Annotated in this window: 22 protein-coding genes, 4 tRNA genes and 1 other annotated feature; of the genes, 1 reads left to right on the top strand and 25 read right to left on the bottom strand. The window is 49.2% G+C overall.

Translation table 11 applies throughout. The features are described from left to right. Positions 1-17 precede the first annotated feature (17 nt). From P159_RS0114600 to P159_RS0114615, 4 genes are read right to left on the bottom strand one after another with little or no spacing between them, the layout of a single operon-like run. The gene (locus P159_RS0114600) at positions 18-296 is read right to left on the bottom strand and encodes a DUF4160 domain-containing protein (protein WP_029545188.1); all 279 of its coding nucleotides are present in this window, start codon (positions 294-296) and stop codon (positions 18-20) included. Further along, positions 280-552 carry a hypothetical protein gene (locus tag P159_RS0114605; RefSeq protein ID WP_029545189.1) on the bottom strand — a complete coding sequence of 91 codons (273 nt, stop codon included), beginning with the start codon at positions 550-552 and terminating at the stop codon, positions 280-282. Before P159_RS0114605 ends, P159_RS0114600 begins: the two co-directional genes overlap by 17 nt. 44 nt (positions 553-596) lie before the next feature. After that, a complete protein-coding gene (locus P159_RS0114610) occupies positions 597-899 on the bottom strand; it encodes a nucleotidyltransferase domain-containing protein (RefSeq protein ID WP_029545191.1) in 303 nt (100 codons plus the stop codon). A gap of 39 nt (positions 900-938) precedes the next feature. Next, the gene (locus tag P159_RS0114615) at positions 939-2,870 is read right to left on the bottom strand and encodes an AAA family ATPase (protein ID WP_029545193.1); all 1,932 of its coding nucleotides are present in this window, start codon (positions 2,868-2,870) and stop codon (positions 939-941) included. Positions 2,871-3,308: 438 nt separating this feature from the next. Here P159_RS0114615 and P159_RS0114620 point away from each other — a divergent pair, with 438 nt between their 5' ends. Further along, the gene (locus tag P159_RS0114620; protein WP_029545195.1) at positions 3,309-4,868 is read left to right on the top strand and encodes a transposase; all 1,560 of its coding nucleotides are present in this window, start codon (positions 3,309-3,311) and stop codon (positions 4,866-4,868) included. Positions 4,869-4,902: 34 nt separating this feature from the next. Here the strand turns inward: P159_RS0114620 and P159_RS20065 are convergent, their stop codons facing one another. The 21 genes from P159_RS20065 to cdaA all read right to left on the bottom strand — a co-directional run bounded on the left by P159_RS20065 (position 4,903) and on the right by cdaA (position 20,434). Next, positions 4,903-5,937, bottom strand: a complete 1,035-nt coding sequence (locus tag P159_RS20065) for a restriction endonuclease subunit S (protein WP_072004163.1) — start codon at positions 5,935-5,937, stop codon at positions 4,903-4,905. Positions 5,938-5,966: 29 nt separating this feature from the next. Then, the gene (locus P159_RS0114630) at positions 5,967-7,472 is read right to left on the bottom strand and encodes a class I SAM-dependent DNA methyltransferase (protein ID WP_029545199.1); all 1,506 of its coding nucleotides are present in this window, start codon (positions 7,470-7,472) and stop codon (positions 5,967-5,969) included. 152 nt (positions 7,473-7,624) lie between these two features. Continuing rightward, positions 7,625-7,996 (bottom strand): 50S ribosomal protein L7/L12, encoded by a 372-nt coding sequence (gene rplL, locus P159_RS0114635; protein WP_029545201.1) that lies wholly within the window; start codon positions 7,994-7,996, stop codon positions 7,625-7,627. Positions 7,997-8,095: 99 nt separating this feature from the next. After that, positions 8,096-8,632 carry a 50S ribosomal protein L10 gene (gene rplJ / locus P159_RS0114640; protein WP_029545202.1) on the bottom strand — a complete coding sequence of 179 codons (537 nt, stop codon included), beginning with the start codon at positions 8,630-8,632 and terminating at the stop codon, positions 8,096-8,098. A 33-nt stretch (positions 8,633-8,665) separates the two neighbouring features. Continuing rightward, positions 8,666-8,803, bottom strand: a sequence feature (ribosomal protein L10 leader region). Between the two features lie 44 nt (positions 8,804-8,847). Then, positions 8,848-9,528 carry a 50S ribosomal protein L1 gene (gene rplA, locus P159_RS0114645; protein ID WP_029545204.1) on the bottom strand — a complete coding sequence of 227 codons (681 nt, stop codon included), beginning with the start codon at positions 9,526-9,528 and terminating at the stop codon, positions 8,848-8,850. 64 nt (positions 9,529-9,592) lie between these two features. After that, entirely contained in the window at positions 9,593-10,018 is a 426-nt protein-coding gene (gene rplK, locus P159_RS0114650; RefSeq protein WP_029545206.1) for a 50S ribosomal protein L11, read from the bottom strand. 42 nt (positions 10,019-10,060) lie between these two features. Beyond that, positions 10,061-10,615: a transcription termination/antitermination protein NusG gene (gene nusG, locus P159_RS0114655; RefSeq protein WP_029545208.1), complete on the bottom strand. Its 555-nt coding sequence runs from the start codon at positions 10,613-10,615 to the stop codon at positions 10,061-10,063. Between the two features lie 16 nt (positions 10,616-10,631). Further along, complete coding sequence (secE, locus tag P159_RS0114660; protein WP_029545209.1) at positions 10,632-10,814, bottom strand: preprotein translocase subunit SecE; 183 nt, start codon at positions 10,812-10,814, stop codon at positions 10,632-10,634. Positions 10,815-10,835: 21 nt separating this feature from the next. Beyond that, complete coding sequence (gene rpmG / locus P159_RS0114665) at positions 10,836-10,985, bottom strand: 50S ribosomal protein L33 (protein WP_029545211.1); 150 nt, start codon at positions 10,983-10,985, stop codon at positions 10,836-10,838. A 191-nt stretch (positions 10,986-11,176) separates the two neighbouring features. Then, positions 11,177-11,253: transfer RNA gene (locus tag P159_RS0114670), tRNA-Met, on the bottom strand. Positions 11,254-11,261: 8 nt separating this feature from the next. Continuing rightward, positions 11,262-11,337 (bottom strand) — tRNA-Thr (locus P159_RS0114675). 11 nt (positions 11,338-11,348) lie between these two features. Beyond that, positions 11,349-11,424 (bottom strand) — tRNA-Met (locus P159_RS0114680). Positions 11,425-11,449: 25 nt separating this feature from the next. Further along, positions 11,450-11,525, bottom strand: a tRNA-Met gene (locus P159_RS0114685). Positions 11,526-11,713: 188 nt separating this feature from the next. After that, positions 11,714-12,982, bottom strand: a complete 1,269-nt coding sequence (gene pfp, locus P159_RS0114690) for a diphosphate--fructose-6-phosphate 1-phosphotransferase (RefSeq protein ID WP_029545213.1) — start codon at positions 12,980-12,982, stop codon at positions 11,714-11,716. A 204-nt stretch (positions 12,983-13,186) separates the two neighbouring features. After that, positions 13,187-14,317: a sodium ion-translocating decarboxylase subunit beta gene (locus P159_RS0114695; protein ID WP_029545215.1), complete on the bottom strand. Its 1,131-nt coding sequence runs from the start codon at positions 14,315-14,317 to the stop codon at positions 13,187-13,189. Between the two features lie 16 nt (positions 14,318-14,333). Next, positions 14,334-14,693 carry an OadG family protein gene (locus P159_RS0114700; protein ID WP_029545217.1) on the bottom strand — a complete coding sequence of 120 codons (360 nt, stop codon included), beginning with the start codon at positions 14,691-14,693 and terminating at the stop codon, positions 14,334-14,336. Between the two features lie 116 nt (positions 14,694-14,809). Further along, positions 14,810-15,604, bottom strand: a complete 795-nt coding sequence (locus tag P159_RS0114705) for a sirohydrochlorin cobaltochelatase (protein ID WP_029545219.1) — start codon at positions 15,602-15,604, stop codon at positions 14,810-14,812. Then, positions 15,604-16,956: a phosphoglucosamine mutase gene (glmM, locus tag P159_RS0114710; RefSeq protein WP_029545220.1), complete on the bottom strand. Its 1,353-nt coding sequence runs from the start codon at positions 16,954-16,956 to the stop codon at positions 15,604-15,606. Before glmM ends, P159_RS0114705 begins: the two co-directional genes overlap by 1 nt. A 46-nt stretch (positions 16,957-17,002) precedes the next feature. Further along, positions 17,003-18,619, bottom strand: coding sequence for an FAD-dependent protein (locus tag P159_RS0114715; RefSeq protein ID WP_029545222.1), 1,617 nt, complete (start codon positions 18,617-18,619; stop codon positions 17,003-17,005). A 28-nt stretch (positions 18,620-18,647) separates the two neighbouring features. Next, positions 18,648-19,598, bottom strand: coding sequence for a CdaR family protein (locus tag P159_RS0114720; RefSeq protein WP_029545224.1), 951 nt, complete (start codon positions 19,596-19,598; stop codon positions 18,648-18,650). Continuing rightward, complete coding sequence (gene cdaA, locus P159_RS0114725; RefSeq protein WP_029545225.1) at positions 19,595-20,434, bottom strand: diadenylate cyclase CdaA; 840 nt, start codon at positions 20,432-20,434, stop codon at positions 19,595-19,597. Before cdaA ends, P159_RS0114720 begins: the two co-directional genes overlap by 4 nt. Positions 20,435-20,473 lie beyond the last annotated feature (39 nt).

A 20,473-nucleotide genomic window follows, 5' to 3' on the forward strand; every position in this document is an offset into this window, starting at 1 on the left:
CGGAAATAAGCAACCTCTTAGCAATAAAAGGTGACGTTAGAAAAATATGCATGCCATTTTTTTATAACTTCATCACTTCTTGCTTCGATAATACGCATTATATTCCGCAATGCAATGGCAGGTATTTTAGATTTGTTATGGCACAGTAAACACTTTCCCGCACTGGTAATCCAAACCTTAGTAGCATTTGGCACTGGCTTACCTTCAGAAATATGAACATGAACCGGTTCAAGAGGATCGCTTTCGTTTGTCCAGAAGTATACCCAGTAAGAACCAATCTTAAAGATTTGCGGCATTTTCAAATCCTCCACCTTGGGCGAACTCTATAATAAGATGCGATGTACTCTTTATGATGCTTAAATAATTCTGAACTTCATCTTCACTAAAACCAAATATATCCTCTACTTTGTAGCTTGGCAGATAACAGGTCATGTGATGAAAACAATCTTTCTCATCAGGTTTTTCTATATAAACTTTCACCTCGTTGTTTTCAAGTAACTCAGAATGCACAATTTCAGTCTCATCTTCCAATGTCAAAAAAGGATACATCATTTCTTTCACCTCCAAGGTTATATATCTCTACGAAGATATCTATTTTACACTATCAATATTCGATCTTGCATAATAGTCTTGTATAATTCGCTATCCTGATTGATTTCATGAATTTCAAATATATCTACGTTCTTTTGCGAAGCCTCTCGCAATTCCTCCCCTAATGCAAATACATTGGTCAGCTTGAATTTATCTCCACCGATTACCAGGAAATCCAAATCGCTATTCTCATCCGCTTCGCCTCTAGCATAGGAACCAAACAGATATAACTCTTTAGCATTATATCTTTCTGCTAAAGGTCTTACTAAAGTGACAATATCTTCTAAAGATAAAATCCTCTTATTCATATCTATACATTCCTAACAGCAAACTACATAGAGTGATTTTCAATTATTGAAAATTTCTTGTATCAACTCAATAATATTTTTAAATCCTTCAACGCTTATGTCAGCAAAATTACCCTTTTCATTATAAACATTGTCTGCAAAGTCACTTTTTGAGAGTGCCAAGCTTTTTTCTTCACTATCAAAAACATTGCTATCTATTATCTTTACAATGCCACTCTTGTATGCACCAGCAATCGCACTGTTAGAACACGTAATTTGAGAATTCGTTTTGAGTTGATGCGATTTTTCCTTAAATTCTTCTGACAGATATATTCTGCGTCCATTCTTGTCACATCTTTTCAAATCGTCACGAGTGTATAAAAGTTCTATAGATATATCATCCCCATATCCATGAACATCTGTTATACAACAACCATATACGTTATTTCCAAAATCAACGGTATCAATATACTTTTTCCCCGTTTTTGTATCACAATCAAAAACGCCAATTATCTTATGTACCTGAGGAATTTTCGCAAGATTATCCAATAACGATTCTAGTTTTGAATCTCCTAATTCATATTCATACTCTAAGAATTCTATATTAACATCTTGAAACATTCCCTTTTTCTGCAAACAAGAAAGAGCGTGTTTTATATGTTTCCAGTCAGTCTTCCCTTCAGTAATAATTAATGGCTTGCTTACCTTATCTAGTTTTTTATTAACATCATCCAACGAATTTAGAACTTCTTTATAACTCTCATCAATAATAGAATAACATCTTTCTATTTCATCAAAGTGCTCTATTTGGTTCGTAATAGTTCCTGTAGGTAGTGTTACAAAATTGCAACTATCCTTAAATTTATTTTTCATACCTAGAAGGAAGAACGGTGAGTGGCTAGTAACTATAAATTGTATCTTAGGAAACATACTAATTAAATTTGGTAAAACAGTCTTTAATAAATCAGAATGTAGATGAAGATCTATTTCATCAATCAAAACAACACCGGAGATAGCTTCAAAAGTCATAGAATTCAACGTGCTAAATTTATCATACTCCCGTAAAATCGAAGCCATCATACCTAATAACATAATTTCTCCAGATGATAGGTTTGCAAATCTAGGAACGACCAAATTTTCTCCTTCGTTATCAACGCTTCCTAAAATTTGAATTTGTCTACGACCATGTTGTTTTGGTACTATAACAAACCTCATTGAAGAATACTTATTCATGTAGATATTTTTTAGGAGCGTGTTAATTGCGTTAATTATATTTGTATTCTTTCCCGCAGTTATTCTATAAGTTAATGGAGTATCACCATTCTCTACTTTTACTGGCAGGGCTCTATTCTCATACAGAGCTTGATCTATAGCCACATCTAAAAGCCACGACTCTACATTTTCCAATAAATTATATTGAATTATCGAGTCATTACATTTCCCAACATAATTAGTGTCGTTAAACACAAATTTGGATGAATAATTTTTTTCATTCTCCCAAGTTGGGATATAGTAACGTTCCACAGGAAAATATAAAAAAATCTCTTGTTCAAATACATTTACTAATGGCTTTTGAGTTTTTACATAAAAGCCATTATCCTTCAAATTCTTATCATATATATCTACACCATTATACATTTTAGGATCAAAGTGTGATTTGAAGTCATCATAATCTCTAGCCATTAAATCTACATAATATGCATCATTATCAAAAGTCATTTTGCTATATGCATCATTTTCACTTGACGATATATAATGTTTTGACCCAACTCTATAATAACTTTGTCCAATAACATCAGAAATCTCTTGATAAAAATTTCGCTTAATTTCTATTAGCGAATGTGCAATGTTTGATAGCAGCAATGTTTTACCTACACCATTCTTACCAATAAAAACTGTTGGCTTAGGTGTCCCATTTTCATTAAACTGAAAATCGTACTTCACATCTTTTAGTGCACCATAATTTTTAAATAAGACATTTCTTAGATACATATTTTCTTACTCCACATAAACGAACTTAAAGACCTATAGATCAATAGATGATACATCTATTTCCCCGGACAAAAGTCGTGGGAGTAGTGCATCACGCAAATTAGCAAGCCTAATATTTTCCAGAGAATTATTGCAACATACAGCAAAAATTTGCGGTACTACCTCACGAAACTCCTGCATATCAGAATCACTCAGTCTTGGCAGCTCATATTTTCCTATGGTTTCAGCAGATACTCTTTGTCTTCCACTGCTTCCATTCATATTTTTGGCGTGTTTCAAAAACATCAAAATCAGCTTTAAAACCAGCCTGAAAAAAATCTGTTGACTTCACCTTAAATTATCTCAACTGCTGTTCAAATAAAATAAAAGCATACGTTCACCTCAAATGCTTTATACTGAGAGTAGCAACAATCCAGTTAGGCATAGGAGGTGTACCGTATGCTAACATCATTGTACTACCCAAAAGAGATATTGAAAAGTCTTTTATCTGGAGTTCCCACTTCGTTACCCGGTGGTTTTAACTCTTGCTCCTTTTTTATGGGACTTATCGGAAAGTGGGCTGACCAGGTGAATTTGCCTGTAACTGTGATCTCTGAAGCATTTGGTGTTACCCCTCAGGCTGTCTATGGAAATATCAACCGCCTTGCTCAACTTGAAGCCAGAATTGATGCGCAACCAGACATCCCAGCCGATTGCATCATACTCACGCAAAAGGGTATTGATAAGATAATCCTGGCTTTAGCCTTAGATGCACACGCTTCCTTGGAAGGCATACAGCGTGTCTTGGCCACGCTAGACTGTAAGAACACCCGGCGTTCCATCGGCCACATAAGTGAATTTCTGTCAAAAGCGGGAGCTTTTGCAGCGGAAATCACTAAGGCCATCCCCTTGGACGGTATCTGCCATGGGGCAAACGATGAGGTATTTGATGGCAGTGACAAGCCAGTGCTCACAGGTGTTGACCCCGATTCCACTTACATCTACTTGATGCAGAATATGGATGACCGCAAGGGCGAAACGTGGGAACTTGCCATGGAGACCTTGAAGGATTTGGGGCTCAAGCTGAAGGTGGCCATCAGCGATGCTGGCAGCGGTCTCCTCAAAGGCGTGAAGGCCGCCTTCCCTGATGCCGATACCCAGCTTGATCTATTCCATGTCTTAAGGGACATAGGCCGTCCCGTTTACCGCTTCAAAGAGCATACCTTCAAGGAGCTTGCGGAATGCTACAAGCTTGAAAGTGCCGCAGCAAAAGAGAAAAGGCAATGGAGCCAACGGGCCAGGAAGAGACAGAAGAAGCTGGCTGATTACAAGACTGCAATTCCAGCCATGATAGAAGACTTTGACATGTTGGATATCCTATACTCCTGGCTACGTGAGATGGTCTCCTTTAGCGGCCATAGCTATGACGAGGTGATGGAGCTAATGGATTGGATTCTTGACGAGATGCTTGCTGTGTCAATCCGCCATAGCTGGTCATACAAGCTTAGCAGCGAAATTCTGCGGTTCAAGGATCGGCTGCCTACGACCATGCTTTTCATAAGCAGACTGTTCCGTGACTTCAGCATGAAAGCTGAGGCTATGGGACTGCCTAAGGAGGTGTTCCGTCTTCTCTATAGCAGATTATCAGTAAACAAAGAGTCAGAAGCCTATGCGGAACTTACCCGGCAGGCATCAGCCCTCATCCCGGCAGGGGAGTTAGCCAATGTTGAAAAAGTGCATGATGAAATAGTCACCGGCATCAAGAGGGCCAGCAGCATGGTCGAAAATGTCAATGGCAGGCTTCGTGCCTACATGAACATAAAGAGGCATGTTTCATCGAACTTTTATAGCCTGGTTCAACTTCACATGAATGCGAAGAAGTACCGTAGGTCAAGGGTTGCGTCAAGAAAGGGCCACAGCCCGTTGGAACTGCTTACAGGCAAGCCGTGGCCAGAATTCATTGACCTGCTGGAGGAATATGGATTCTGGGACAAAGACATGGCGGAACAAGTTGCATAAATTTCGCACACAAAAGCGAAAACTCAACGGCATTTTATGCCGCACAGGAGGGTGTTGCTTTTTGCTCTTTCAAAGGATTTTTAAACATCAAATGGCTGTTTTTGAAACACGCCATATTTTTTACTGCATAATCAACAAATTCAGGATATCTAGCCAGACAATAGAAAAATTCACTAGGATACTTTCCCCGAGAACTAATCACAACATATTCTGTAGAACCAAATGCTACTTCCCCTTCATCAAGGAAATTTATATATGCTGTTTTACCATTTTCTAAGCAGGGTGTTATTCTTGCCAATAAGGTATCTCCGTTACAAAAACGCATACCTCCCGAAAAAGGTTTATATTCCCATCCATTTGGAAAACTTGTTGATTTAGATAACTGTGACATATCGATACATCTTGCAATATTTCCTTTTGATAATGCTCGTTTTGGATTTAACTGAGCAACATCGGACAAGGTGCAATATGATGAATGTGACGATTCGATTATCTTACCAAATATTGCTTGTGCTTGATCTTCTAAAATCTTGTTTATCTTTGAATTACATTGTATTTTATCCTGAATATCATCTAATACTTTTACTATTCTATTCTGTTCACTTAAGTCAGGCAACGGAATTCGTAAATCTTCTATCATCTGCTTGGTGAGTGCTTTCCTCGTTGCTCCACCAGCTGATAACATAAGCAAATACGGCTTCTGTACCTGTAGCCAGTACAGAATAAAACTGTTTGATATTATATCTCTCTTTCCTCTGATAATAGCAACATGCTGATTCACTCTTGCCGGGAGGAATGCATCATCTACCATACAGACACGCGCTACAGAATCACCTGTAATATTCAGCAGCACATCACCAGATTCAACACAGACATTCTTTAACTTATCAGCCTGCGCATTGTTGATGTATACTAAACCATCCTCTGAAAACTCGAAATCTAGGACATTTTGACTTCTAATTAGCGATATTCCAGTCTCCTGATATGCTTCCTTACCACCTCTGGGAGTAGCGCCACTGCCTATTTTTTCGCACACATCCCCCAACCGAACCTCGCGCCATTTTTTCATCAGAAAACCTCTATTCTGTAGCTAGTCATTTATACATCATATCCAATCGCCCCCAGATTCTTCCGAATCTTATCTTCCAACTCATGTGATTTATCAAATAGCTCGGAAAGTTCCCTTGTCAGTCGCTTCATCTTGTCCTCAAAGGGCTCCCCATCATCCTCCTGCTCCTCAATGCCCACATAACGCCCGGGGGTCAGGATATAGTCCTGCTTAGCAATCTCTTCCGTGGTTGCTGCAGCACAGAAGCCCTTAACCTCTTCCAGATTTCCTGCCTGGAAGTCAGCGAAAGTATCAGAAAGCTTGGCAATATCCTCATCAGTGAAGTCCCTGTGCTTCCTGTCAACCATATAGCCCATCTTGCGGGCATCAATAAAGAGGGTCTTCCCCTTCTGCTTCTTGTTCTTAGAGATAAACCACAGAGTCACAGGAATAGTGACACTGTAGAAAAGCTGGGTGGGCATGGCGATAATGCCCTCTACCAAATCGTCCTCAATGATATTCTTGCGGATTTCTCCCTCGCCGCTGGTCTGGGTAGAAAGGGCCCCGTTTGCAAGCACCAAACCTATTTTGCCATTGGGGGCAAGGTGATGAATCATGTGCTGAATCCATGCATAGTTAGCATTGCCTGCAGGAGGTATACCGTACTTCCAACGCTTATCGTCCTGCAGTTTGTCCTGTCCCCATCCGGAGAGATTAAAAGGAGGATTGGCCATGATAAAGTCGGCCTTCAAAGTAGGATGTACATCATTGAAGAAAGTATCGGCCTGGTGCTCGCCAAGGTTGGCATCAATGCCACGAATAGCCAGGTTCATCTTAGCCATTTTCCACGTATCGGCATTGGATTCCTGCCCGTAGACGGAAATCTCTCCCCTTACGCTGCTATGGGCCTGGATAAATTTGGCACTCTGCACAAACATGCCTCCACTGCCACAGCATGGATCATATACCCGGCAGTTAGAGAAAGGCCTGAGCACGGCTACAATGGTCTTTACCACACTGGCTGGAGTGTAGAACTCACCGCCCTTGACCCCCTCGTAAGCAGCAAACTGGGCAATGCAGTATTCATAGGTGCGGCCCAACAAATCCTTGCTTTCCTCAGTTTCATCCATGTCCATGTTAGTAAAGAGGTCTACCACGTTCCCCAATACCCGCTTGTCCAAATCAGGGCTGGCAAAGTTTTTAGGCAGCACATCCTTCAGCTTCTTGTTATCCGCTTCTATGGCACGCATGGCATCATCGATTATCTTGCCTATTTCTGGCTTGTGGGCATTGTCAGCAATCTTGCTCCACCGTGCTTCCTCCGGGACAAAGAAAATATTCTCTTCCTCGTAGGCATCCGGATCGTCTTCGAAGCCTTCACCATCCTCCACAAGTGCGTTATATCTCTTCTCAAAGGCGTTACCTATATAGCGTAAGAAGATTAGGCCGACAATAACCTTGCGGTAATCGGCGGCAGGAATATGCCCCCAGAGTTCACACGCTGCATCCCAAATTTGTTTTTCAAAGCCAATATTAGCACTGCTAGTCTTTGCCATCTGCTGTATCCTCCATACGAACTTTCTTTATCTTTTATTGTACCACGAAGGGAGACACAATGGAAAATTTTAACAAATAAAAAAGCTGTGAGGTCGTGGACCGAAGTCCACTTCCTCACAGCTTCTATTGACCTTTAGAGAGTCAAACTGAATTACTTCAGCTCAACAGTAGCGCCAGCCTCTTCGAGCTTAGCCTTGAGCTCCTCAGCCTCAGCCTTGGCAACGTTCTCCTTGACAGCAGCAGGAGCGCCATCAACGAGAGCCTTAGCTTCCTTCAGGCCGAGGCCGGTAGCCTCACGAACAGCCTTGATAACGTTGATCTTCTTGTCGCCAGCGGAAGCGAGCATAACGGTGAACTCGCTCTTCTCCTCAGCAGCAGCGCCAGCAGCAGCACCGCCAACAGCAGCAACAGCAACAGGAGCAGCAGCGCTAACGCCGAACTTCTCCTCCATAGCCTTAACGAGCTCGGACAGCTCCAGGACAGTCATGTTCTCAATGGCTTCCATGATTTCTTCTTTAGTCATTTTAATATACCTCCATAATCTTTCTTTTAATTTCTTTCTTATTGAATGGCACTTGCGGTGCCAGCGGCGAAGCATTTATCTTCGTCATGCAGTTCCGTCTTAGGCAGACTCTTTCTGAGCGCGAACAGCCTCAAGCACATAGACGGCCTTGCGGATAACGCCCTGCAGCACATTGACAGTGTTGGCAATAGGAGCGTTCATGCTGCCAAGAGCCTTGGCGATGAGTTCCTCGCGGCTGGGCAGGGATGCCAGGGCCTTGACTTCGTTTGCGTCAATGACCTTGCCCTCGACCATACCGACCTTGACGGTCAGGACCTCAGTGTCTTCCAGCTTGTTCTTCTTGATGAAGTCGCAGATGACCTTGGCAGGAGCCACGGCATCATCAGCGAAAGCGAAAGCAGTGGTGCCCTCGAGATGCTCGGAGAGACCCTCGATACCAGCCTCCTCAGCGGCGAAACGGAGCATGGTGTTCTTCACAACATGATAGGTCACGCCAGCCTCGCGCAGAGTGCGACGAAGCTCGGTATCCTGGGCAACAGTAAGGCCTTTGTAGCCGGTGAGCACAACACCCTTAGCGGTGGTGAGCTGCTCTTTGAGCTCAGCTACGATTGCCTCTTTCTTTGCATTTACAGCCATTGTCTGGTTGCACCTCCTTCTTTTTTTATTATTAAAGCCTGTAAAAAACCTCCGGCTGACACCAGCCGGAGGCATAATTTTCAAATTCATGTGCTCCGGCCTCGGCAGGCGGCTTGCGCCGTTAGATGATGGAATCAAACCTGCTGTCTACAGCCATCGATATACAGTTGTCAGGGTGCCATAAGGCGCCCCTGAGGCCGGAGCCTCGCTGATTCTTAAAGCTGAACCGGCACGCCGGGGCCCATAGTAGCGCTCACAGTGATGGAGCGGATGTACTGGCCCTTGGCAGCAGCGGGCTTCACGCGAATCAGTGTATCAATCAGGGCCTGGAAGTTCTGCTGAAGCTTCTCAGCGTCGAAAGATGCCTTGCCGATGGGGCAATGCACGTTACCGGCCTTATCGGTGCGGTATTCGACTTTACCTGCTTTAATCTCGGAAATTGCCTTTGCAAGATCCATGGTAACCGTACCCAGCTTCGGGTTCGGCATGAGGCCGCGGGGCCCCAGGACCTTACCAAGACGACCGACGGTGCCCATCATGTCCGGAGTAGCAACGGCCACGTCGAAATCGAGCCAGCCACCCTGAATCTTCTGCACGATCTCATCGGAACCGACGAAATCTGCACCAGCCTCTTCGGCCTCCTTAACCTTCTCGCCCTTTGCAAAGACGAGGACGCGCTTGCTCTTGCCCGTACCATGGGGAAGAACCATTGCGCCGCGGACCTGCTGATCAGCGTACTTGGGGTCAACGCCGAGACGGACATGGAGCTCGATGGTCTCATCGAACTTAGCCGTAGCGGTCTTCTTGACCAGTTCCATAGCCTCAGCAGCCGTGTAGACCTTGCCAGCCTCGATGAGCTTGCAAGCGTCCTGGTATTTCTTACCAGCTTTAGCCATTTTTCATTCTCCTATCATCGTGGTGATAACGGTGTCTGCCTCCCACGAGGCACGAAATCATTGCTTAGTCAACAATCTCGATGCCCATGCTGCGGGCAGTACCCTCGATCATGCGGGTAGCAGCCTCGATATCAGCAGCGTTGAGGTCTTTCATCTTGCTCTCAGCAATCTCCTGTGCCTTGGCACGGGGCAGCTTGGCAACCTTGTTCTTGTTAGGCTCGCCAGAGGCCTTTTCAATGCCAGCAGCCTTCTTCAGAAGCACTGCAGCCGGCGGAGTCTTAGTGATGAACGTGAAGGATCTATCCTCAAAAACCGTGATCTCAACCGGGATAATAAGGCCGGCCTGAGTCTTGGTCCTCTCGTTGAATTCCTTACAGAAGCCCATGATGTTAACGCCTGCCTGACCAAGTGCCGGACCTACCGGAGGAGCCGGATTAGCCTTGCCTGCCATAACCTGGAGCTTGACAATCTTTGCAACTTTCTTTGCCATCTTCAAAACACCTCCTCAAAAGGAAATAATCTACAACTACAATCAGATTTCTTCAACCTGCTTGTAATCGAGTTCAATCGGAGTCTCCTCCACCAGCACCTTCAGACGGCACTTCTCAGTATCAATGGAAGTAATCGTTCCGGTGTAGTTTTCAAAGACGCCCGAATTGATGCGAACTACATCCCCTACCTCGAAATCGAGTTCAGGTTTGAGCTTCGTCTCGTCCGTGGACTTCAGGATACGCTGTGCCTCAGCATCAGTAAGCGGTATCGGGTGCTTTTCAGAGCCGACAAAGCCGGTGACACCAGTAGTATTGCGCACAACATACCAGGAACGCTCATCGACAATCATGTCAACCAGCACATATCCAGGGAAGACTTTATGCGGAACGACTTTCTTCTGGCCGTTCTCCTTGATTTCAACTTCCTCTTCCACAGGAACCACCACATTGAAAATCATCTTTTCCATGCCGGCGGTGTGGATCAGGCGCTCAAGGTTGGCCTTTACTTTGTTCTCGTAGCCGGAGTAGGTATGAATCACATACCAGGCCCTGCCAGGATTGTCCTTGTGCAGGTCCAGCTCGTCCTTATCTGCCATGCTTAATTCACCCAGCTTACCTTAAAATGATGTGGAACAATCTTGCGAAGAACGTATCGCAAATCCAGATCAGGGCACATACCACTGCAACCGCGATGCCAACGACACCAGTATAAGTGGCGAGTTCCTTCTTCGTGGACCAGGACACTTTTTTCATTTCGGCGATTACTTCGTCTATGAACTTCTTCACGAGTTTCACATCCTCCTGCCCTTACTGCAATTACTTCGTTTCCTTGTGGACCGTGTGCTTCTTGCAGAACTTGCAGTACTTATTGAACTCCAGACGATCCGGGTTGTTCTTCTTGTTCTTGTTGGTACGGTAGTTGCGGCTCTTGCACTCCGTGCACTCCAAGGTAATATTGTTGCGCATCTCTTCTTACACCCCTTACGCTTTGGACTCTTTGACGCCCCTTCTTGCAGACGTCACTAATATAATTTAGCACAGAAGCCCTGGCGTGTCAACAGTAAAACCTTGACACCCTTAAGGATTTTCCTCAGGAAATTTCCATAAATTTCCAGGGCATAAAATAAAGCCCCTCGAAAGGGACTCTTTTTTACAAATGGTGGCGGCACAGAGACTTGAACTCCGGACACTGCGGGTATGAACCGCATGCTCTAGCCAGCTGAGCTATGCCGCCAATATATATGGAGCTGATGACCAGGATTGAACTGGTGACCTTATCCTTACCAAGGATACGCTCTGCCGACTGAGCTACATCAGCATTCCAAACATTGGTTGCGGGGACAGGACTTGAACCTGTGACCTTCGGGTTATGAGCCCGACGAGCTACCGACTGCTCCACCCCGCGATGAGTGAAATGGAAAAATCATAATTGGTTGCGGGAACAGGACTTGAACCTGTGACCTTCGGGTTATGAGCCCGACGAGCTACCGACTGCTCCATCCCGCGATTATCCTGCCTTGGCTTCGGCTCTTGCGCCTCAGCACCGGCTGACAAGATAGTATTATAGATTATCCTGTCCCCTGCGTCAACCCCTTTTTTGAAAAAAATGTAAAAAAATTCCTGAGCAGCAAAAAACAGCCTGTCAGGGCTTAATTCCCTGACAGGCTGCTTTATTTGCTTCTATAGGAATATGCTTATCCTTCCACCGTGGGAGTGCCCTCAAAGAGGTATTCATAGCGTGCCTTGAATTCCTCCTGGGTCATGTGGTAGGCATTTGCAAGGCCCGGATCTTCAAGATCCCCCTCCTCAAGCCGCATCATGAGGCCGCGGGCAATCTGATAGTGCACAGACTCGATGTTCACCTTGCGGACTGCCGTCTTGCCCGTTTCAGGATCCTTGATATCCTCGAAGTACATGGGCACGGACTTGTTGTCCTGAATGGTGATCAGGGCGCCGCTGCCGCCTTCCTTAAGGAAGCTGACTGCCGAGAAGCCCAGCTGGCGGGCATAGTCGATATCGTAAGCAATGGGCGCGGTGCAGCGGAGCTCGTAGCCGATTTCCTTATCAATGATGGACACCTTGATGCCCAGTTTCTTGACCTCAGCCAGAACAGCCTGCTTGATGATTTCACCAAAGTCCAGCTCGCTGTAGCGGATATGGCCATGCTCGTCTTTCACTACCTGGCCCAGCTTGTCGAAGTCCTCCGGGGCAATCTTTTCGATGACGCCCTCGGCAATGACTGCCACGCCGTAGTTCTTGCCGGTGAGATAGCGCTTCACCAGAGAACCGGTCAGGATATCCACCACCTGCTGCAGGGGAATCTTTTCCTGGGGGAATTCCTCCGGAATGATGGTGATGGCTGCTCCAGCGCTGCGGCCCATCCCCAGAGCCAGATGGCCTGCGGTACGGCCCATGGCGATGGTGAAGTACCAGCGGTTGTTGGAAGTGCGGGCATCCTCCATGAGATTCTCTATCTCAGTAGTGCCGAAGGCTCTTGCCGTCTCGAAACCAAAGGTGGGCACACCTTCCGGCAGCGGCAGGTCATTATCAATGGTCTTGGGCACATGCACCACATTGATGGTGCGCCCTGCCCGGCGGGCATAGTCGGATACAGCGGCGGAGCTGTAAGCCGTATCGTCACCGCCGATGGTCACCAGATGGGTGACACCCAGCTCAGTCAAAGTCTCAACCACCGTGCGGAGGTCTGATTCCTTTTTAGTGGGATTGAAGCGGGACATCTTCAAGATGCAGCCGCCAGTGAGATGAATACGGCTGATATTCTTCGGCTCCAGGCGAATGTAGTTCTTCTCGCCACGGGCCAGACGGGAGAAACCGTCGTAGATGCCCAGCACATCCCAGCCCTGGCGGTGAGCTTCATTCACCACTCCGGAAATAACGCTGTTGATGCCAGGGGCAGGCCCGCCGCCGCAAACAATAGCAATGACATTTTTGATCCCGATCATAACAAAAACCCCCTCCAAAACTTGAGCTGCAATTATTGCTGCGAATAGTAGTACAGCTCCTAAAACCTTTCAGCTTCCACGCTGACAGTATTAGTGTTTCGCCTTTTTTCAAAGAATTCCTGCTTGATTGTTATTTTTTTGTAAAAAAATCCTGGACTCGGCAAAGAATCCAGGATTTTCATGAAATAAATTCAATATATTGCTTTACTTAAGCATAGCCAGCATAGTGCCTGCAGCTACTGCCGTACCGATAACGCCGGCCACATTGGGGCCCATGGCGTGCATCAGCAGGTAGTTGCCGGGCTTGGCCTTCATGCCCACCATCTGGCTGACGCGGGCAGCCATGGGCACAGCGGAGACGCCGGCGGAACCAATCAGAGGGTTGATCTTCCAGCCGGAGAGACGGCACATGATCTTGCCGAAGAGGACGCCGCCTGCGGTGCCGGCAGCGAAGGCCACAAGACCCAGGCAGATAATCAGCAGGGTCTGGGGCACCAAGAAGCTCTCGGCGCTCATGGTCATGCCGGTACCAGTGGCCAGGAAGATGGTGACGATGTTGCACAGGGAGTTCTGAGCCGTATCGGAGAGACGGTCAGTGACACCGGACTCGCGGAACAGGTTGCCCAGCATCAGCATGCCCAGCAGAGCCGCAATGGGCGGCAGCAGCAGGCTGATGAGAATGGTGGCCACGATGGGGAACATCACCCGCTCGAACTTCGTCACAGGACGGAGCTGCTCCATCTGCACCTCACGCTCTTTCTGGGAGGTGAGAAGCTTCATGATGGGCGGCTGGATCAGCGGCACCAGAGACATGTAGGAGTAAGCTGCCACGGCAATAGCGCCTAAGAGGTGCGGAGCCATCTGAATGGAAAGGTAGATGGCCGTGGGGCCGTCAGCGCCGCCGATGATGCCGATGGCGCCTGCTTCCTGCACGTTGAAGCCCAGCAGCATGGCACCTACCAGAGCCACGAACACGCCAATCTGGGCAGCTGCTCCCAGGAGGAGCACCACCGGGCGGGCCAGCAGCGGACCGAAGTCAGTCATGGCACCGATGCCCAGGAAGATCAGCGGCGGGAAAATCTCATTGGCAATACCGTAATGGATAGCCTGCATAAGACCCGGCTCTTCCAGGAAGCCCGTGCCCGGGAAGTTGGCCAGGATACAGCCAAAGGCGATAGGCCCCAGAAGCAAAGGCTCAAATTCCTTCACGAAGGCCATGTAGAGGAGCACCAAGCCTACAGCAATCATGATGGCATGCCCCATGGTAAAGGTGGCAAAGCCGCTCCCTGTCCAGACGGATTGCAGGGAGACTACGAAAGCATTAAATAATTCCATCTATATCCCTCCCTGCTCAAACCGTGCGGTCCATGCCCATGGTGCGGCCGGACTGCTTCCAGCCGTTTCGGTCAACAGGCCTGATGGCCTTGACGGCGCCGGGACCGTAGCCAAGACTGGCCACTGCCGCTGCTATCACCGCTACCACCTCGGGGGTAAGGCCTTCTTCCTTTACAGGCTCTGGCGCAGCTTTCACTACGGGAGCCGGAGCAGGAGCGGGGGCCGGAGCCTCCTCTGCAGGCTTGGCCTTGGGCTTGGTAGGATCAAAATAGTGGATAAGATTGATGACTACTCCCAGGGCGATCAAAACCAGGAACACCACCGTCATGTTGATGAGCATGATGATGAACGGGTTCGTCGTAACCGGTTGTGACATGAAATCACCTCATTATAATGTATTTGATGAAACCATAGAAATTCCCATTTGTGTATTATACAACAATCAGGGAAAATATCAAAATATTTTATGAGAATATAACTAATAGCTATTGGCTATTCGCTTCCCACCAGCTTCAAGGCCTTGGCAAGGTAGAGCCTGCGGAAGACCGGGTATTCTGCCAGACCTCTGAGCTCCGTCCTGACCTCAAAGCCTGCAGCCTTCAGGCGGGAAAGCCAGGAACCTTCACCCTCCCCAGCCATATCCTCATGGACATGGAGGCCGCCTGACAGAAGCAACGGGGCCAGCAACACCTTTTTTGTGCCTTTTTTCTGCAAGCGCGCCAGCACCATGTCAAAGTTGGGCGTATCGCTTTCCTCCAGCACGCCAATATGAACGGGAAAGTCCTGCCTGTCCGCCCTCTCCTGCAGTTTCTCATAAACGGAATTGTGCTGATGGGGTGAACCGTGGCCCAACAGGACCAAATCTTCCCCATCTTCAAGATGATAGGCAGAAAATACAGCCGCCAGGCCTGACGCAAAATCATCCTGCCCGGGCTTTTCCTGATAGAAAAGAGGCTCACCGATTTTCAGCAGTTCAAAGCTGCCGCGGAACTCCTCCGCAGCCTCAATGACCTTATGATTATATTCTTCACCCGGCGTGAAATGGGTTGGCTGCAGGAATACCTTCTGAAAGCCCTCCTGCCTGATCCCTGCCAGGCATTCTGCCAGAGAAGGAATGATTATCCCATCTTTCAGAAGTTTCTTCCTGATGAAAACGGAGGTATAAGCCTGCCGGATTTCCATATCAGGCAGGGCCTCCCCCATTTCCATTGCCAGTTTCTCAAGCCCCAAGGCACGGGCCTCACGGCCCGCCACCCCAAAGCTCACCAGCACTAAGGCCGCATCCATCAGCCCTGCTCCGCCTTCACCACATCGGCAATGCGGTTGCAGATATCATCCAGCTGCTCCTGATCCGGGCCCTCAGCCATAACGCGAATCAGCGGCTCCGTACCGGAGGGGCGCACCAGAATGCGGCCTTCAGCCCCCAGCTCCGCCTCGCCTGCAGCAATGGCAGCCTTGATGTTCTCGTTCTCCTCCCAGCCTTCCTTGGTAGCCACTTTCACATTCAGCAGCAACTGGGGATAGGTGGTCATGAGAGCGGTCAGCTCAGAAGCCTTGCGGCCGCTGCGCTTCAGGGACTTGAGCACCTGCAGGGCAGTGATGAGGCCGTCGCCGGTGGTGGTGTATTCAGTGAAAATGATATGTCCTGACTGCTCGCCGCCAATCTTGTAGCCGTTCTTCAGCATGTTTTCCAGAACATAGCGGTCACCCACCTTGGTGATTTCCGCACGGCCGCCGGCAGCCTTGATGGCCTTGTGGAAACCGATGTTGGCCATCACCGTGGTCACGACAGTCTTGTAAGGCAGCGTGCCGCTCTTGATCATATCCGTGGCGCACATGATGAGGATATGGTCGCCATCGATGATCTCGCCCTTCTCGTCCACGCAAAGGCAGCGGTCAGCGTCGCCGTCATTGGCAATACCAAGATCTGCACCATACTCCACTACAGCCTTCTGCAGGGACTCCATGTGAGTGGAGCCGCAGCCATCATTGATGTTGATGCCATTGGGCAGAGCGTGGATAACCTTCACCTTGGCTCCCAGCTGGCGCAGGATCTGGGGCATAGCCTCGAAAGAAGCACCGTTAGCGCAGTCAAGCACGATCTTCATGCCATCCAGGCGCTCCTCACAGGTGCTCAGCACAAAGTCTATATACTGGTTCAGAAGGTCCTTGCGTGCCTCCAGATGTCCGATACGGCTGCCCTTGGCACGGTACAGGTCATCATTTTCCTCCAGCTGATGCACAATGGCCTCCAGCTCGTCTTCCACGGAGTCAGGCAGCTTGTAGCCGTCCCCGCCGAAGAACTTGATGCCGTTGTCATGGAAAGGATTGTGGGAGGCAGAGATCACGATGCCTGCCTTGGCGCGATGCTTGCGGGCCAGATACGCAATGGCCGGCGTAGGAATGACTCCTGCCAGCATGGCACGGCCGCCAGCAGAGCAGATGCCTGCCACCAGAGCGGCTTCCAGCATTTCCCCGGAGAGGCGGGTATCGCGGCCAATGATGATGAGAGGCTGCTCCTCCTCACTATCCTTGCCAAAATAAAGCGTAGCAGCACGGCCCAGGCGGTAAGCCATCTCCGGCAGCAAAGTCACATTTGCTTCCCCCCGGACGCCGTCCGTGCCAAACAGTCTTGCCATAATATAAATCCCCCTAATAGCTTTTAAAAATTAAATCATAACTCATTTAGTATGCCACAGAAGCAGTGAGAAATGCAAGGGCTGCCTTCATGCCGTCTACGGCGGCACTCATGATGCCCCCGGCGTAGCCTGCCCCTTCCCCCATGGGATAAAGGCCCGGCGTTCCCTCAGCCATCATATTTTCCCTGTCCCGCACAATGCGGCAGGGAGCAGAGGAACGGGACTCAATGCCCGTCATCACCGCCCCCGGATCAGCAAAGCCCGGGATTTTCCTGTCAAAGAAAGGCAGCGCCCCTGCCAAAGTCTTGGTGATGAACTCAGGCAGGCAGTCATGCAGATCAGCCGTCTTTACCCCCGGACGATAAGTAGGTGAAGTCAGGAATGACTGAGCCCCCACAGAACCCGAGAGGAAGTCCCCCACGGTCTGCACGGGAGCCTTGTAGTCCCTGCCCCCCAGGTCAAAGGCCAGGTGCTCCAGCTTTTCCTGCAGGGCCATGCCAGAGAGCACTTCCCTGCCGAAATCCTCCGGCCCCACCTGCACCAGCAGGGCGCTGTTGGCAATGCCCGAATCCCGGGCGAAATTGCTCATGCCATTGGTGACAACACCCTCCTTTTCGGAAGTGGCCGCCACCACCAGTCCCCCGGGGCACATGCAGAAAGAGTATGCTCCCCTGCCCGTCACCGGGTCCTTGTAGGTCAGGGCATAATCTGCCACAGGCAGGCGGGGATGCCCCGCATCTTCTCCATACTGGGCCCTGTCGATAAACTCCTGGGGGTGCTCTATTCTCACCCCCATGGCAAAGGGCTTGGCTTCCATCTTCAAGCCTCTTGAAAGGAGCATGCGGTAGGTGTCGCGGGCAGAATGGCCTATGCCAAAGAAGGCGTTATGGCAGGGTATGCGCTCCTCGCTCCCCACAATCAGGGCAGCCAGTTCCCCTCCCGGGGCAAGCTCCAAATCCGTCACCTGGGCGCCAAAGCGCACCTGCCCCCCCAGGGAAATGATTTCCTGCCGGATATTCCTGACAATGCCCCGCAAAAGATCCGTGCCGATATGAGGCTTATGGAGATAGCGTATCTCCTCCGGAGCACCAGCCCTGATAAAAGCCTCAATGATTTCTCCCATCAAGGGGTCATTTATACGGGTGGTGAGCTTGCCATCGGAAAAGGTGCCTGCTCCTCCCTCACCGAACTGCACATTGGACTGAAGCTTCAGCCCGCCCCCCTGCCAGAAAGATTCAATATCTTTGGTGCGGGTATCGACATCAGCCCCCCGCTCCAGCACCAAAGGCCGATAACCTGCCCTGGCCAAGGTCAGCGCCGCAAACATGCCTGCGGGACCAAAGCCCACCACTACAGGAGGCAGCTCTCCCTGCCCGGGAGCAGGAAAATTCCTTTCAGTCAGGGGCTGAGGCACTATGATTTCCAGATTCTTGTCCTTTTTCAGCTTGCCCCTGAGCTTCTTTTCATGGGCAGGTGCTATTTCTACATCCAGCATATAGGTGAACTGGATGGGAGCCCCACGATAGCGGCGGGCATCTATGGCCTTACGCACAATTACCACCCCAAGCACAGCCTGGGGTGGTAATCCGAGACGCTTAGCCACAAGGACGGACAGGTCCGCCTCCTCAGTGAGAGGCACCTGCATATTCTTGATTCTAAGCAATGTTATCTTCACTCCATCTTATATTGACTTACTGACTCTTCTCCGGCTCATCGGCCTTCCTGATTTCCAGATAAACAGTAACCTCCTTGTTGGTCACTGTGACGCCTTCGGGAAGTTTCAGCTGCACCTTCCTGCTGGTGGATTTGCCCAAATCTGCCAGATTGACAGGCTCCGTATCCACAGAAGTGATCTGGGCCAGGGTTTCCTCAGGTCCTGCAATCTCAATCTTCACCGGATCCACCTTCACTCCGGACAGCACCAGTCCCCGATGCATCTCCCCTACAGTGACAGCCTTGATATTGACTACTTTCTTAGTCAGTCCCCGGGCCAGCTGCACATCTGCCTGCACGGAGGAAGGCCGCACCGTAACGCCGCTTACCTCCCTGCCGTCTGCATTGATGGGCGTGAGAGGCACCTGGAGGGTGAAATCTGTGCCATTGCCGGAGAGGCCCACATAGCCTATCACCCGGCTTACCTCATCCAGCAGGGACTTGGGCCCCTCCACGCTGACCACGCTGGCAGTCTGAGTGACCCTGGCCACAGTAGTACCTGGAGCTGTAGCTCCCGTGACAATGAGCTCTGCCTTGAACTGGCGGCTCTCAATCTTATCCAAAGTCACTTCCACAGTCTCCGGCTGCACTTCCACTAACTCAAAGCCCTGTGGCATATTGGTATGCACCCGGTAAGCCTTCCTGCCGTCACTGGCACTATCCAAGTCCACATAGGCATCAAAATCATCTTCTGTAGCATTCACGAACATGGAGCGGGGGCCCCGCACCTTCAGCTTCACTGCCCCTGTCTCCTGGGACACCTTGTACCCCTCAGGAGCATTCATGATGGTAAGGGGCACGGAAAAAGTTCCCTCAATGGAAGGATTCTGATCATTCATCACATAGCCCCAAAGCACCAGGGCTACCAGGAAGCAGAGTATCTTGGCAGCCAGATTGCGCCGCACCAGATTTTGCAAGCGTCCAATCATGACTTATTCCTCCAATTCCTGATCATATCCTTGAAGCCCGCTTCAGGAGCCACAAAAGCCGGCCGCAGAACCGCCTTGAGCCTGTCCATGTCCAGGTGTCTCATGATATGGCCGTTCTCAGCCACTGAAACAGTCCCCGTTTCCTCACTGACCACTACAATCAGGGCATCGCACTGCTCAGAAAGGCCGATAGCTGCCCGATGCCTGGTGCCAAGCTCCGTGGAAAGGCTGCGATTCTCCGTCAGGGGCAGCAGGCAGCCTGCTGCAATGAGCCTCTTTCCCCGAATCACTGCCGCCCCGTCATGCAGCGGCGTATTGGGAATAAACACATTCATGAGGAAATCAGAGGTGATCAGGCCGTCTATCTGTATGCCTGTGGCGCTGATATCATTGAGCCCCATATCCCGCTCAATAACCAGCAGGGCCCCTATCTTGTTGGTGGAAAGCACTTTTACCGCCTTGGCCAGCTCATTTACCACTGAACGGGCCTCATCATAATCCAGCGTAACCGAAGGGGCCAGAAACTTGCCCTGCCCCAGATGTTCCAGCGCCCGCCTGAGCTCTGGCTGGAATACAATGGGCAAAGCCACAAAGAGCAGGGTCACGCTCTTCTGCAGGAGCCAGGACATGACATGCAGTTCCAGCCAGCTGCAGATGATGGTGATGCCCAAAAGCACCAGCACACCCTTCACCAGGGTAATGGCCCGGGTATCCTGGAGCATCTCATATACTTTATAAAGGATAACTGCCACAATGAAAATATCGACAGCATCAAGCACCGTAATGGTGGAAAGGATGCCGTGGAATCCACTGGGCAGGGAAAGATCTATAGGCATAACGTAAAACTCCCTATGTAAAATAGCACTAAAAATATT

Source organism: Selenomonas sp. AB3002 (genome assembly GCF_000702545.1).
GTDB classification, from domain to species: Bacteria; Bacillota; Negativicutes; order Selenomonadales; family Selenomonadaceae; genus Selenomonas_B; species Selenomonas_B ruminantium_A.

Bases quoted from the DNA above. Each gene is read 5' to 3' on its own strand.
- rplJ (WP_029545202.1), bottom strand. From the start codon at position 8,632: ATGGCTGTAAATGCAAAGAAAGAGGCAATCGTAGCTGAGCTCAAAGAG.
- P159_RS0114720 (WP_029545224.1), bottom strand. From the start codon at position 19,598: ATGATTGGACGCTTGCAAAATCTGGTGCGGCGCAATCTGGCTGCCAAG.
- P159_RS0114700 (WP_029545217.1), bottom strand. From the start codon at position 14,693: ATGTCACAACCGGTTACGACGAACCCGTTCATCATCATGCTCATCAAC.
- rpmG (WP_029545211.1), bottom strand. From the start codon at position 10,985: ATGCGCAACAATATTACCTTGGAGTGCACGGAGTGCAAGAGCCGCAAC.
- P159_RS20065 (WP_072004163.1), bottom strand. From the start codon at position 5,937: ATGAAAAAATGGCGCGAGGTTCGGTTGGGGGATGTGTGCGAAAAAATA.
- P159_RS0114695 (WP_029545215.1), bottom strand. From the start codon at position 14,317: ATGGAATTATTTAATGCTTTCGTAGTCTCCCTGCAATCCGTCTGGACA.
- glmM (WP_029545220.1), bottom strand. From the start codon at position 16,956: ATGGCAAGACTGTTTGGCACGGACGGCGTCCGGGGGGAAGCAAATGTG.
- rplL (WP_029545201.1), bottom strand. From the start codon at position 7,996: ATGACTAAAGAAGAAATCATGGAAGCCATTGAGAACATGACTGTCCTG.
- P159_RS0114600 (WP_029545188.1), bottom strand. From the start codon at position 296: ATGCCGCAAATCTTTAAGATTGGTTCTTACTGGGTATACTTCTGGACA.
- P159_RS0114610 (WP_029545191.1), bottom strand. From the start codon at position 899: ATGAATAAGAGGATTTTATCTTTAGAAGATATTGTCACTTTAGTAAGA.
- P159_RS0114705 (WP_029545219.1), bottom strand. From the start codon at position 15,604: ATGGATGCGGCCTTAGTGCTGGTGAGCTTTGGGGTGGCGGGCCGTGAG.
- cdaA (WP_029545225.1), bottom strand. From the start codon at position 20,434: ATGCCTATAGATCTTTCCCTGCCCAGTGGATTCCACGGCATCCTTTCC.
- pfp (WP_029545213.1), bottom strand. From the start codon at position 12,982: ATGATCGGGATCAAAAATGTCATTGCTATTGTTTGCGGCGGCGGGCCT.
- P159_RS0114620 (WP_029545195.1), top strand. From the start codon at position 3,309: ATGCTAACATCATTGTACTACCCAAAAGAGATATTGAAAAGTCTTTTA.
- rplK (WP_029545206.1), bottom strand. From the start codon at position 10,018: ATGGCAAAGAAAGTTGCAAAGATTGTCAAGCTCCAGGTTATGGCAGGC.
- P159_RS0114630 (WP_029545199.1), bottom strand. From the start codon at position 7,472: ATGGCAAAGACTAGCAGTGCTAATATTGGCTTTGAAAAACAAATTTGG.
- rplA (WP_029545204.1), bottom strand. From the start codon at position 9,528: ATGGCTAAAGCTGGTAAGAAATACCAGGACGCTTGCAAGCTCATCGAG.
- nusG (WP_029545208.1), bottom strand. From the start codon at position 10,615: ATGGCAGATAAGGACGAGCTGGACCTGCACAAGGACAATCCTGGCAGG.
- P159_RS0114605 (WP_029545189.1), bottom strand. From the start codon at position 552: ATGATGTATCCTTTTTTGACATTGGAAGATGAGACTGAAATTGTGCAT.
- P159_RS0114615 (WP_029545193.1), bottom strand. From the start codon at position 2,870: ATGTATCTAAGAAATGTCTTATTTAAAAATTATGGTGCACTAAAAGAT.